Genomic DNA, 12,204 nt, shown 5'->3' with positions numbered 1-12,204 from the left:
ATGCACATCGGCGGCATGAATTTCGAGATTACGGATGTGACCCGGCCCTCCCAGGTACCCGTCACAGTTCCGGCGACGCCTTCCTTAGCCGCGCGGCGAGGAAGTCCACGCAAAGGCGAACTTTTGCCGCCGCCAGCCGACTGTGAGGAAAAACCGCGTGTATCGGCGCGGCGGGCAGCCTGTGCGCCGGAAGTACGACTTCCAGCCTTCCGGCAGCGACGTCGTCCTGAACGTCCCAGATGGACTTCAGGATGAGGCCCGCTCCCTGCAACGCCCAGCGGTGGCCAAGCTCGCCGTTGTTGGTGCTGAGGTTGCCGCGAAGGTTGACGGAGCGGCCATCCGCAAACACCCAATGCGTGTTCGGAGGGTCGCCGAAAGATACGACGTCGTGCTGCAGAAGGTCCTCGAGCGAACTGGGCCGGCCGCGGATGTCAAGGTAGGCGGGCGCCGCGCAGATAACCCGCCTGTTGGGTGCAAGCTGCCGCGCGACGAGGCTGGAGTCGGCAAGCGCACCGAACCGGATCGCCAGATCGTACCCGGCGTCGACGATGTTCGCGACGCCGTCGTCCGTGTCGAGACGCACATGCAGACCGGGATGAGCGCGCTGAAATTCGCCTAGCAGCGGCGCAAGCCACCGCATTCCGAAGGCGAAGGTGGCAGTCACTTTCAGTGTGCCGCTGGCGGTATCCCGGCCGCTCGTGACCTCCGTCTCGGCGTCCTCGATTTCAGCAAGGATGCGGACGCAGCGCTCGTAGAAGCGCGTGCCCTCCTCGGTCAAGGTCAGTGACCTCGTCGTGCGGTTCATCAGACGGACGCCCAACCGCTCTTCGAGCCGCGACAGCTTGCGACTGACGACAGTCAGGGAGAAGTTGAGCTCTCGTGCGGCACTGGAAAGACTTCCCGCGTCCGCCACCCTTACGAAAACAAGCATGTCTAGGAAGTTGTCGCTCATACTCTTGCTGATATCGCAAGAGACACTCGCCGACAACAGCCATTCTTGCGACTGCTGTCATGCCTTATGTTCTGGGACATCGAACTCAACACGACGGTTCCCCGTCAAACAGGAGACCAAAATGACATCCTTGACCAATCAACGCGTCCTCGTCGTCGGCGGCAGTTCCGGGATAGGTTATGCAGTCGCAAAGCAGGCTCTCGAAGCCGGCGCAAAGGTGACGATCGCCTCCCGTTCAAAACAGAAGCTCGCTGAAGCTGCGTCGTCCCTCGGCGACGTCGAAACGGCGGTCCTCGACACCGGCGACGAAAGCGCAGTCGATTCTTTCTTTGCCGGGCACGATGCCTGGGATCACGTCGTGATCTCTGCCGCACAGACGCCCAGCGGACCGGTTCGCAAGCTCTCTCTCGACGATGCAAGGCGGGCGATGGAGAGCAAGTTCTGGGGCGCCTACCGGGTCGCCAGGGCAGCCCGCTTTACCGAGAGAGGTTCGCTTACCTTCATCTCCGGCTTCCTGAGCGAACGTCCATCCGGTTCCTCAGTCCTTCAGGGCGCGATCAATGCCGCTCTTGAATCCCTGGGCCGCGGGCTGGCGCTCGAACTCTCGCCCATCAGGGTCAATGCGGTTTCCCCGGGCCTGATTGACACGCCCCTCTGGGCGAAGATGGAGGATGCCAGCCGAAACGCCATGTTCGAGCGCGTTGCTGCCAACTTGCCGGCCAAGACTATTGGTCAGCCCTCGGATATCGCCAACGCAGTGCTCTTCCTCATGACCACGCCCTTCGCCACCGGGTCGACTGTCCGGGTCGATGGCGGTGGCGTGATCGGGTGAAGGCCATGAACCTCGATCACGTGACGTTGCGGACCGCCGATCTGGAAGGTACCAGACAGTTCCTCCAAGACCTGCTCGGTCTGACGGTCGGGTACCGTCCCTCATTCGGCTTTCCGGGCTACTGGCTCTATGAAGGTGACCAACCGATCGTCCATCTCATCCCCGGCGGTGGGGCGCCCGTCGGACGCAGCGCCGAGGTCATCGATCATATCGGCTTCCGGCTGGACGGTTACGATGAACTCCGGGCTCGCCTCGACAAAAACGAAACCCCTTATTCGACGATGGACCTGCCCGATCTAGGCGAGCGGCGCCTGTTCGTCAGGACGCCCGGCCAGATCTTGATTGAACTCGTGTTCCGTGAAGCGTCGGAGCGGGCCGCCGCCCGGCGGTGATGGACCGCAGCGACCGATTGTCAATCTTCATAAGTTTTGTAATCCAAACCCCATAGGAGCAGAAAATGCAAATCGACCTCATAGGCAAGACCGCACTCGTTACTGGATCCACGGAAGGCATCGGCTACGCGATCGTCCGCCAGCTCGCCAGGGCGGGTGCACACGTTGTCGTCAACGGCCGATCAGACGAGAAGACCGTGAAGGCCGCCGAACGCCTGAAAGGCGAAGGAGCAAAGGGCACCGTAACCGCCGTCGCGGCCGATCTCGCGACCGCTGAAGGATGTGACGCTCTTGTCGCCAAAGTTCCCCACGTGGACATCCTCATCAACAACGCGGGCATCTTCCAGCCGCTCGATTTCTTCGATGCTGACGATGAAGTATGGGACCGCCACTGGCAGGTGAACGTCATGTCCGCCGTCAGGCTTTCGCGCGCCTACCTTCCCGGCATGCAGAAACGCGACTGGGGCCGAGTCATCTTCATCGCGTCGGAATCCGGCTTCAACATTCCGGTCGAGATGATCCACTATGGCGTCAGCAAGACTGCCGACATCGCGGTTGCTCGCGGCCTTGCGAAGCGCATGGCTGGAACCGGCGTCACCGTGAACTCCGTTCTCCCAGGCCCCACGCTGTCCGAAGGCGTCGAAGCGATGCTCGCCGACGAGCGCGCGAAGACGGGAAAGCCAATCGAGGAGGTCGCGGCGGACTTCGTCAAGAAACACCGCAGCAGTTCGCTCATACAACGGGCCGCCAGCGTGGAGGAAATCGCCAATCTCGTGACTTACCTCGCCTCGCCTCTTGCGTCCGCAACGACCGGCGCGTCGATGCGGGTGGACGGAGGCCTGATCGACACGCTCTGACTTGATCTCCCGCCTTTAGTCCCCGACCCGGCGGCGTCATTCGATCACTGGAAGGCTACCTTTCAAGAACGGTGACGTCGCCATCATTGTTGCCGCTGGGTTCGGCCCCGAACCTTTCCTGGCTATGCCCCGTGAAAAGCGGGGCATAGCCGGCGAGCCTGCGGGATAGGAACTCCGTGAAGGCACGCACCCGCTTCGTCTTGCGCGTCTCCCCTTGGGTGAGAAGAAAGAGCGTTCCGTATATGTGCAGGTCAGTGCCTGGCACCCTCGTCAGCAGCGGGTCGGCATCTCCAACAAAACAGGGCAGCGTCGTGATCCCCAGTCCCTGTCGGACGGCGACGATCTGAGCCTCGGCGTCCGTGACCCTGAACGGCACCTCGGTGGTGCGAACCTCGCCCTCACTTGCCCAGTCCGGAACCCCATGACTGCTGATCACAATCCAACGGACGGGATCAGATGCGCCTCCACGCCGCGCAGATAGTCGGTCTCGGGAAATGTAGACGCCTCCGAACACCTCAGGTCCTTTCAAACCGTGAAGATTGAGCGGCAGCGTCTTGCGGTCGTAGACCACGCGTATCGCGACGTCTGCCTCCCGGTTGGTCAGATTGACTAGCTCGCCGGACGACAGAACGTCCATCTCGATATCGGGATGCAGCCGTGCGAATTCGGCGAAGTCCGGCATCAGCAGGTGCGTTGCGAGGGCCGGGGCCAAGGTCACCCGCAGAAGGCCGCGCACGCTCTGGTCGCGACCGAGGAGGCGCGTTTCCAACTGATGCGACGACGCTTCCATCTGGTTGGCAAGCTCAAGGACCTCCTCACCCGCGGACGTCAGGCGATAGCCCGAAGGCAGCTTTTCAAACATCTGCGCGCCCAAGCGCTCCTCGAGCTGCGCGACGCGTCGCAGCACGGTGGAATGGTAAACTCCAAGGCCCTCGGCGGCGGCCCGCACTGATCCTTCGCGCGCCACGGCGAGAAAGTAACGAATGTCATCCCAGTCGATCATGGTGCAATCCGGCACCGCCCGGTGCGCCTTTCAAACCTCGTGTCTCAGCTATCATACGGCAAAGCGTGCGGCCGTCATAGCATCCGACGGCAAACATACCGATCGTCATTGCCGACATCAGTGGCGCTTCCGGACTTATTATGCACCACCGATGTGCGTGCTTGCACACTCATAGGCAGGGACCGGTCGACCTATGTTGAGGTCTCCGAAACTCAACCAAGGGTGAATGACATGACCAGACTCAATGGAAAGACCGCCGTAATCACCGGCGGGGCGACCGGCATCGGTCGTGCGGCGGCAAAACGCTTTATCGATGAAGGCGCCTTCGTTTTCATCTTCGGCCGTCGGCAGGAAGTCCTCGACGCCGCCGTTGCCGAACTTGGACCCAATGCCCGTGCGGTGAAGGGATCGGTTTCCGACGAGGCCGACCTCGACCGGCTATATGCAGCGGTGAAGGCCGAGCGCGGAACGCTCGACGTCGTCTTCGCCAATGCCGGGGCGGGAAGCCAGCTCGCGCTCGGCAAGATCACCGCCGCGCACATTGACGAAACCTTCGATACCAATGTGAAGGGCGTGATCTTCACGGTCCAGAAGGCGCTGCCGCTGATGGGTCCGGGCGGTTCCATCATCCTCACCGGATCTAGCGCGGGAACCACCGGCGCTCCGGGAATGACGGCCTACAGCGCCAGCAAGGCGGCCGTGCGCAATTTCGCTCGCACCTGGGCGGAAGACCTGAAGGGCACCGGCATCCGGGTGAACGTGCTGTCGCCGGGGGCGACGGCAACCGAACTCGCGAAAGAAGCACTCGGCGAGGAAGGCCAGAAGGTCTTCGCTTCGATGACCCCGCTCCAGCGAATGGCCGATCCCGCGGAAATTGGAGCGGTCGCCGTCTTTCTTGCGTCGGACGACAGCAGCTTCATGACTGCCAGCGAAGTCGCCGTCGACGGCGGCCTGGCCCAACTCTGAGGCCTACCGGCCACGCGCTCCATCCTAGTTCGGAGCGCCGTCAGGCAAACTTAAGGAGAACTATGATGACCTATGCAATTATCGGCTTCGGCAATATCGGCCAGGCCTTGGCCAAGGCGTTCGCGCGGAGCGGCATAGAGGTATCCGTCGCAACGACCCGCGACCCGGAAAGCTTCGCATCGGATGCAGCCGCGATCGGACCCACGATCATTCCCAAGACGTTGGCGGACGCGGTCAAGGCGGACGTCATCTTCCTGGCCGTTCGATTCGAAGCGCATCCGGACGTCGCCAAGGCGCTGCCCGACTGGCATCGAAAAACAATCGTCGACGTGACCAATGCGTATGGCGTGCCGCCGCAGGAACTGGGAGACCAGCCTTCCTCAAAGATGGTCGCGCAGGCTTTCACTGGTGCCAGACTGGTCAAGGGGTTCAACCATCTGGGCGCGGCGGCTCTTGCCAAGCATTCCGCCGCGCATGGCGGGAGGAGAGTCGTGTTCCTCGCCAGCGACGATGACGGCGCCGCGGAGCAGATCGGCGCGCTTGCGGAAAAGCTCGGCTTCGCGCCGGTCAAGCTTGGCGGATTGTCGGAAGGTGGACTGCTGGTGCAGGCACGCGGCAAGAGCTGGGGTCAACTGATCTTCCAGGACCTGGTCAAGTTCGACTGATGTACCTCGATCACAAATTGCGAGGCGATCCCGGCTCGTGGAGTAGTTTGTGTCCGACTGAACCGGGCACAAACCGATGGAGACCATCTCAATCGACGTCTGCAACACCGGCAGAAACCGGGTCTGCAAGGAGGTGGTCACCGACAAGGGTCTCGCGACCAGCCGCAACCCGAAGGACCTTCCGGCTTTTCTGCGCCAAGATCGTTCGTCGAAGGTCGGCATCGGGAACAGGCTCGGAGCGCCTGAGCAATACAGTTGGGCGCCGGTTCCAATCCGAGGCCATTCATTCGGAAACAAACAAAAAAGGCCGGGGCGAAATCGCACCGACCTTCCTCACCGTCGCTTTACACCCCTGCCAGTACATCCGTGGTCAAAAGCAAGAAGCGACGCCAGCACTGCGAGCAACAGTTTATTCCAGCGCTCACCAGCAATGCCGATGACAATCATATAGGGAGTCATTGTGTTATAAACAAGTCGAAAGCACCCCGCCCTGCCACCGACCGTCCCGGAGAAGTGAATGCCATCTGTCGTTTCCGTCGCCCGTCGATCGTCTCACGAGTTTTCAAAGACCGTCGTCGACAGCATCTCCATCGTCGAAGGGATGGGTGTCGATGGAGACGCCCATGCCGGCGTCACGGTAAAACATCGCTCTCGCGTCGCCCGCGATCCGACCCAACCAAACTTGAGACAGGTCCACCTCATACATTCCGAGCTGTTCGAGGAACTGACAGCAAAGGGGTTCTTTGTGAAGGCGGGAGATTTGGGCGAGAACATCCTGACCTCCGGCGTCGCGCTTCTCGATCTTCCGACGGACACAGTTCTGAGGATCGGACAGCAGGTGCGCCTCAAGATTACAGGTCTGCGCAATCCTTGCAGCCAGATCGACAGGTTCCAAAAAGGACTGATGTCCGCCGTCCTAGACCACGACGAAGACGGCAATCTGATCAGGAAAGCCGGTGTGATGTCCGTTGTTCTTGAAGGTGGCGAAATACATCCTGGCGATAGGATCGATGTCGAGTTTCCCGAGACGCCGCACCGAAAGCTAGAGGCAGTGTGACGCGATGATCCGAGGGGGCGGGCCTTCTTAATCGCCGCAGCCCTCATGGCTCTCCTGAAAACGAAGACGACAGCTTCGGGCATCTTATCCGGCTTTCGTCGCTGCTGTGTCTCGCTCCGATCAGAAAAACACAGTACGCGATCGATCTGACGAAGGACTTGCGCGGCTGAGTGCGGATCGCCATCTTGCTTCTGCGCCGGCAAGGCCACCGCGTCGACGCGCCCGCCATCTCGCCGTTGCGCGATCATCCCAGGCCTATTGCATGTTCTATTTGATCCTCGGACTTCCCTGGTTGGTTGTCGTGACACGCTTCCTCGCCGTTCTTCCTTGGCTCCTTTCACTCAAGATCCTGATCGCGAGCCTCCTTCTCGTCGCGTCCCAGCATCTCGTGATCAACAGAATATCTTCGGGCTCGGTCTTCGCGCCGGAATATCCGCGCCCGCTCATCATCCTGTTCAACCTGCTATTCGGTACGACCGTCCTTCTCGCGATCTTCCAGATCGCTCTTGATGTCTTCTCGCTTGTTGTCATGCTGGGCGTCGGACGCTTTCCGACCATCCCACCGGAGGTACGGTATGCGATTGGAACGGCGGCGCTCGCCATCTCGGCGTCGGGCGTCATCCAGGCTATTCGAGTGCCTCCAGTAAAGAACGTCGAGATCGGTATTTCTGGCTTACCCACCGAGTTCGATGGATATCGCCTGCTGCAGCTGACGGACCTTCACCTCAGTCGGCTGTTTCCCGCGTGGTGGGCGCGAGCCGTCGTCGTAAGGTCGAACGCGCTCGAGGTCGATCTCATCGCCATTACCGGGGACTTCATCGACGGCGGCTTGGAGAGCCGTCGCGAAGACGTCGCCCCGCTTGCCGAACTGCGGGCGCGAGATGGCGTATATGCGATCCCCGGTAATCATGAATACCTCTTCGACTACGATGCCTGGATGAAACACGACGCTGGCCTCGGAATTGGCATGCTGACGAATGCACATGCGGTTATCGAGCGCGGCGGTGCACAGATTGTCATCGCCGGAGTGACCGATCACGCAGCGGTTAGGAGCAAATTTCCCGCACCTGATATCGCCAAGGCCTTGAAGGGAGCGCCGGACGGAGCCCCTGTCATACTCCTCGATCATCAGCCACGGATGGCACGGCAGAGGGCAACGGTGGGAATCGCGCTTCAGCTCTCGGGCCACACCCATGGCGGCATGGTCATCGGCCTCGATCGTCTGGTTGCGCGTGCAAACGACGGCTTCGTGTCCGGTTGGTATGACGTCGATGGGATGCAGCTTTACGTCAACAACGGAACGGCGTTGTGGCCTGGTTTTGCACTTCGTCTGGGCAGGCCTTCGGAACTCACGGTCTTCACGTTGCGGGTAAAAACATGAAGCCGTCCGGAATTCTCGAAGGCCGTGATGGATGCAGCATCCTGGGCCGTCCTAACGTCATCCAGAATTTGCATCCGATACCATCGTACAATGGAGTTTCACGCAAATCGACGCACGGTGGGCATCTGTAAAACGAACGTGGTGTCATGTCGTCAGCAACGTACTGTGATATGATTTCTTAGGTTGGACGAGCTGGCCCCTTCTTAGGAGAGGAGCGCATCTACCGGATGATCTCGACTGTAACTGGTGCAGACGCGGACGACTGTCTTCGCGGTCGACGACGACTTGTCTGTCAGGGAAACGCTTGAACTCGTGATCCGATCTGCTGGCTGGCGGCCGATCCTGTTCGAGTCCGCACAGTCCTTCCTCGCTGCGGCCGTCCTGACATCCCCCTGTTGTCTCCTCCTCGACGTCAACATGCCCGGAGTGAACGGCCTTGACCTGCAGGGCATGATCACGACGAGCAGAAGTCGGATGCCGATCATATTCGTCTCGGGCTTCGGAGATATCCCGATGACCGTCAGGGGTCTGAAGGGTGGCGCTTTGGACTTTCTCACGAAACCGATCGATACGATGGCACTTCTGGATGCCGTCAGTTCAGCCGTCGCTTCTTCGTCATTTAGTTCGCCGCGATCGAACTGTGTCAGTCACAACTGGATGAGGTTGGCCGAGACGCCATAAGTGCGCTGGGCATCACTTCGTCCGATGACGCCATTTCGTATGTCCTGGCAAAGCTGCAGCTTGGATGGCGTTGAGTGCCGTCGATAGGCTCCTCGGGACTTCATGAGCCTTCTCCGATTGGGGCCCACAGAGCGTATCAGTTTTCCCGTGTCCCGTGGTCCAGCCCGAGGGGTTCATATGTGGACGCCTCTTTGGGAGATTTGTTGATCGTAACATCGTCTTCATTTTGTCGCAGATAGGCTTTCTCAAAATCCCTTTGTCGCCTGTTCAGGAGTTGCGTCAGGCGACGCATTAGGAGTGGCGATGCGCCCACGTTGTCGCCTCTACAGGCGCGGCTTTACCAGTGTTTCGGGGGTTATCAGATGCAGCCGGTCGTCTTCTTTCGCCAAACTCTCGACATCGCTTGAAAAACCGCTTCTGCTGAAAAACAGGTAGTGCTTGCCCGTCGCTCCTTCCCCGTAAGTCGTTCTCTCGGATCGCTCCCGCAACAATCGGACGTGGCCAAGGTCGATCACGCACGATCGCCATTTGCATTCGCCATAGAAAAATGCACCATCCAATAATCGCCCCGCGACATCGATGTCGAAATCGGCGTGACCCCAGATTTGGCCAACCTCCTGCGTCGGCACCGCAAGGACCTCCTGCAGATGAAGCCTTGCAAATTGAAGGCCGATCGGTTCGAACGCAATTCCCATATATTCGGCGAACCGAGGCTCCACGACGCGGTCGTAAACATCCTCGCCAAACCCGCTGCTGATCGCGCTCAGGTTTGGTCGCACGAAGCGATGCCAGAAGGACATCAGGCTGTCTGCAACGCGATAGCGGCGATTTCGGCCCTTTTCGTCGGCATCCAGCGATTTCGAATTATCGATCAAATCAAGCGCGAGTAGTTTTGCCAGGTACGGTCCAATACCGTCCGCTTTGACACCCAGTCGGTTTGCGATCTCCGACTTGGTGTTGCAGCCGTCAGATACAGCCGCAACGACGCTTGAGTAAAAGGACGGCTCTCTGAGTTCGGTCTGAAGCAGCGTGTTCGGTTCGTCGATCAGCGTGCCTGTCTCCGTGAGCAAGAGTTTGATGACGTTGTTGCGGAGCGGTTCCTGAGCGTCGCAAAGCTGAAGATAATAGGGAACGCCGCCGAAAATCGCATAGGTTCTGATAATGTCGTCGGCCATATACTCCGGGAAAAACTTGGCGACATCGACAAGGGGCAAGGCCTTCATATCGAGCGACATGGTTTTTCGCCCGTAAAGCGGGTTCCGTTCCGCCAACAGGTCTTCCATTTGAGAAATGGCAGAGCCGCAAAGGATCAGTTTCATCGCCCCATCACCAAGCGCGCCGGAATCCCAAAACTTCTGCACGATTGATGGCAGCGCTGGCTCGTTATCAAGCAGATAGGGAAATTCGTCGATCGTGACGATCAATCCCGGATGCTCGACGGCACGCTCGGCAACATAGTGCAGTACACCCTCCCAGCTTGACAGGGCTTCGAGCTGTGGCTTTGATCCGATTGCCTTTCCGACATCGGATTTGAACTGCTCCAGGTTCAAAAGTGATGAGACGCGGGTCGCCTGAAAATAGATTTCCGGGCGATTCTTGGCGGCCTCCCGAAGGAACCGCGATTTGCCGATCCGCCGTCGGCCAAATACGATGATGAGGGAAGGTCGTTGTAAGTCCAATTCGGTCCGCACCAGCTTGAGTTCGCGCTCGCGCCCTAGAAACTGCATACGTCCTCCTTTTGGTAACGGTGATTACCTTAATCGTGATTACCTTAATCGTGATTATCTAGTGGCGATTCCTTCTGTCAAGTCCTGCGCGTTACGGGTTCTCGATGGCCTTCTCCAGATTGCCGATTTTTTCCGCAGGCTAAGGATCATCAATCGACGGTATAAGCCTATTCGAAGGCGACACGCGGGAACATCGGCGTCACCATCAAGCTCGTCTGAAACAAGACAATGATGGCCGCCGTCGTAGGCACACCGAAACCAAGGAGTTTGTGCAATGACTTCTGCAAATGGGACAGCGTTGATCACAGGTGCGTCCTCCGGTCTCGGGGCGCTCTACGCCGACAGGCTCGCACGACGGGGGTTTGATCTCGTCCTGGTGGCCAGGGGGAAGGAAGCCCGGGCCACTGTCGCCCAGTCCATCACGGAAACGACCGGCCGCGCGGTCACGACGGTTCAAGCGGACTTGGGTAACACCGAGGACCTCCGTCGCGTTGAGGCTATACTCAAGAACGACGCTACGATCACCATGCTTGTCAACAATTCGGGCGTCGGCTCCGTCGAGCCGCTACTGAGGGCCAACGTCGACAACATGGAGCGCATGATCGAAATCAACGTCATCGCGTTGACCCGCCTGGTCTATGCCGCGGTCCCGGCTTTTGTTGGCCGCCAGCGCGGTACGATCATCAACCTAGCGTCGGCGCTGGCTTTGGCTTCGGGGATGTTCAATGGCGTTTACGGAGCTTCGAAAGCATTTGTCGCCTACGGGCCGCAATGTGAATGATGCTCGCGTCCGCAGCCGCACGTCAAGCACGCTGCGGACGGTGCCCTCCTAGAGAATGCAATAGCCTTCAAGAAACTAAACTCGCAGCGCGGCTTTTCGGCTCGCGCCACTCATCGATCATTCTATGACGGCCTTTGCTCCTCATTGATCAGGAGCATACGTCCGGCCTGACTGGATTACCGAGGCGGTTGTAGTCGTGGCTCCATTGCGATTGGCATTGATTGTAGAGATAGTTTTCATCGTCGCCGGAGGATAAAGGTCCATCGTCGCGGAACCGGCCGGAAAAGTGGTCTCGGCCAGCAAACCCGCCGCCGCGACTTGCCTCTCTGCTCATCTGGCTGCTCATGGCAGCTCCTCCCCGATGCTCGTCTCCGTCATGGCCCCCACCGTGACCTCCGCCGTGGCCGCCTTGGGCCAATGCAGGTGTCACCGTTGCGATAGAAGTGACTGCAAGCGACAGAGTAATCAGACTCGTTGCAGTGATCTTACGAAGCATGGACATGGTAGTTTTCCTTTAAAGTGACTGTGTGTAGCCACCCTGTGTATCTGTGCATCAATTCGGGCATCCGCCTGCCACATTGCACCGCTTCTATTCACTTCTCTTCACGTCTGATCGCGGCAAATATATCGCCAGTGATCTGCCGCGATCGGAGGGCTCCTGTCGCATCACGCTGTCATCGCTTGGCGCCCGCCTAGCGCGCCAACAGCCGACAAGGGAATGGCGGTCGCGACCGAGATCGCCGAAGAGATCCGGGCGAAAATCAAGGCAGGAACCGGGCTCAATGCTTCCGCAGGGATTTCCTACAACAAGTTCCTGGCGAAGATGGCGAGCGACCTGAACAAGCCGAATGGCCAGGCCGTCATCACGCCGAAGAATGGCCCGGCATTCGTGGCAGCCCTCCCCGTCAAG

Annotated in this window: 12 protein-coding genes and 2 pseudogenes; 10 read left to right on the top strand and 4 right to left on the bottom strand. The window is 59.5% G+C overall.

The annotated features are described in order from the left end of the window. Positions 1–61: 61 nt before the first annotated feature. Positions 62–952, bottom strand: a complete 891-nt coding sequence (locus tag EV561_RS29840; protein WP_132527335.1) for a LysR family transcriptional regulator — start codon at positions 950–952, stop codon at positions 62–64. A 121-nt stretch (positions 953–1,073) separates the two neighbouring features. Between EV561_RS29840 and EV561_RS29835 the strand changes: the two genes are divergently transcribed. From EV561_RS29835 to EV561_RS29825, 3 genes are all read left to right on the top strand, one after another. Next, complete coding sequence (locus tag EV561_RS29835; RefSeq protein WP_132527333.1) at positions 1,074–1,784, top strand: SDR family oxidoreductase; 711 nt, start codon at positions 1,074–1,076, stop codon at positions 1,782–1,784. Between the two features lie 5 nt (positions 1,785–1,789). Beyond that, a complete protein-coding gene (locus tag EV561_RS29830) occupies positions 1,790–2,176 on the top strand; it encodes a VOC family protein (protein ID WP_132527331.1) in 387 nt (128 codons plus the stop codon). Between the two features lie 65 nt (positions 2,177–2,241). Next, positions 2,242–3,033: an SDR family oxidoreductase gene (locus EV561_RS29825; protein ID WP_132527329.1), complete on the top strand. Its 792-nt coding sequence runs from the start codon at positions 2,242–2,244 to the stop codon at positions 3,031–3,033. A gap of 55 nt (positions 3,034–3,088) precedes the next feature. Here EV561_RS29825 and EV561_RS29820 read toward each other — a convergent pair whose 3' ends face one another. Continuing rightward, a complete protein-coding gene (locus EV561_RS29820) occupies positions 3,089–4,036 on the bottom strand; it encodes a LysR family transcriptional regulator (RefSeq protein WP_132527327.1) in 948 nt (315 codons plus the stop codon). Positions 4,037–4,267: 231 nt separating this feature from the next. On the opposite strand from EV561_RS29820, the gene EV561_RS29815 reads away from it, so the two are divergent. The 5 genes from EV561_RS29815 to EV561_RS29790 all read left to right on the top strand — a co-directional run bounded on the left by EV561_RS29815 (position 4,268) and on the right by EV561_RS29790 (position 8,786). Next, on the top strand, positions 4,268–5,002 hold the full coding sequence (locus EV561_RS29815; protein ID WP_132527325.1) for an SDR family oxidoreductase: 735 nt from the start codon (positions 4,268–4,270) through the stop codon (positions 5,000–5,002). Between the two features lie 65 nt (positions 5,003–5,067). Then, positions 5,068–5,667, top strand: coding sequence for an NADPH-dependent F420 reductase (locus EV561_RS29810; RefSeq protein ID WP_132527323.1), 600 nt, complete (start codon positions 5,068–5,070; stop codon positions 5,665–5,667). 517 nt (positions 5,668–6,184) lie between these two features. Beyond that, positions 6,185–6,724 (top strand): MOSC domain-containing protein, encoded by a 540-nt coding sequence (locus tag EV561_RS29800; protein WP_132527321.1) that lies wholly within the window; start codon positions 6,185–6,187, stop codon positions 6,722–6,724. 262 nt (positions 6,725–6,986) lie between these two features. Then, the gene (locus EV561_RS29795) at positions 6,987–8,105 is read left to right on the top strand and encodes a metallophosphoesterase (RefSeq protein ID WP_132527319.1); all 1,119 of its coding nucleotides are present in this window, start codon (positions 6,987–6,989) and stop codon (positions 8,103–8,105) included. Positions 8,106–8,351: 246 nt separating this feature from the next. After that, positions 8,352–8,786, top strand: coding sequence for a response regulator (locus EV561_RS29790; protein WP_245513057.1), 435 nt, complete (start codon positions 8,352–8,354; stop codon positions 8,784–8,786). Positions 8,787–9,109: 323 nt separating this feature from the next. Here the strand turns inward: EV561_RS29790 and EV561_RS29780 are convergent, their stop codons facing one another. Then, positions 9,110–10,513 (bottom strand): ATP-binding protein, encoded by a 1,404-nt coding sequence (locus EV561_RS29780; protein ID WP_132527317.1) that lies wholly within the window; start codon positions 10,511–10,513, stop codon positions 9,110–9,112. A 274-nt stretch (positions 10,514–10,787) separates the two neighbouring features. Between EV561_RS29780 and EV561_RS29775 the strand changes: the two are divergent. Beyond that, positions 10,788–11,270: pseudogene (locus EV561_RS29775) on the top strand (SDR family NAD(P)-dependent oxidoreductase); the annotation flags it as partial. 172 nt (positions 11,271–11,442) lie between these two features. Here EV561_RS29775 and EV561_RS29770 read toward each other — a convergent pair. Continuing rightward, positions 11,443–11,796: a hypothetical protein gene (locus EV561_RS29770; RefSeq protein WP_132527313.1), complete on the bottom strand. Its 354-nt coding sequence runs from the start codon at positions 11,794–11,796 to the stop codon at positions 11,443–11,445. A gap of 210 nt (positions 11,797–12,006) precedes the next feature. Between EV561_RS29770 and EV561_RS29765 the strand changes: the two are divergent. Next, positions 12,007–12,204, top strand: a pseudogene (locus EV561_RS29765) (DNA polymerase IV); the annotation flags it as partial.

The sequence above is a fragment of the Rhizobium sp. BK376 genome, assembly GCF_004341625.1.
Lineage (GTDB): Bacteria > Pseudomonadota > Alphaproteobacteria > Rhizobiales > Rhizobiaceae > Rhizobium.
This window is presented reverse-complemented; position numbering and strand designations above follow the sequence as displayed.

Coding starts and splice junctions, on each gene's coding strand:
- EV561_RS29840 (WP_132527335.1), bottom strand. CDS start 952: ATGAGCGACAACTTCCTAGACATGCTTGTTTTCGTAAGGGTGGCGGAC.
- EV561_RS29835 (WP_132527333.1), top strand. CDS start 1,074: ATGACATCCTTGACCAATCAACGCGTCCTCGTCGTCGGCGGCAGTTCC.
- EV561_RS29830 (WP_132527331.1), top strand. CDS start 1,790: ATGAACCTCGATCACGTGACGTTGCGGACCGCCGATCTGGAAGGTACC.
- EV561_RS29825 (WP_132527329.1), top strand. CDS start 2,242: ATGCAAATCGACCTCATAGGCAAGACCGCACTCGTTACTGGATCCACG.
- EV561_RS29820 (WP_132527327.1), bottom strand. CDS start 4,036: ATGATCGACTGGGATGACATTCGTTACTTTCTCGCCGTGGCGCGCGAA.
- EV561_RS29815 (WP_132527325.1), top strand. CDS start 4,268: ATGACCAGACTCAATGGAAAGACCGCCGTAATCACCGGCGGGGCGACC.
- EV561_RS29810 (WP_132527323.1), top strand. CDS start 5,068: ATGACCTATGCAATTATCGGCTTCGGCAATATCGGCCAGGCCTTGGCC.
- EV561_RS29800 (WP_132527321.1), top strand. CDS start 6,185: ATGCCATCTGTCGTTTCCGTCGCCCGTCGATCGTCTCACGAGTTTTCA.
- EV561_RS29795 (WP_132527319.1), top strand. CDS start 6,987: ATGTTCTATTTGATCCTCGGACTTCCCTGGTTGGTTGTCGTGACACGC.
- EV561_RS29780 (WP_132527317.1), bottom strand. CDS start 10,513: ATGCAGTTTCTAGGGCGCGAGCGCGAACTCAAGCTGGTGCGGACCGAA.
- EV561_RS29770 (WP_132527313.1), bottom strand. CDS start 11,796: ATGTCCATGCTTCGTAAGATCACTGCAACGAGTCTGATTACTCTGTCG.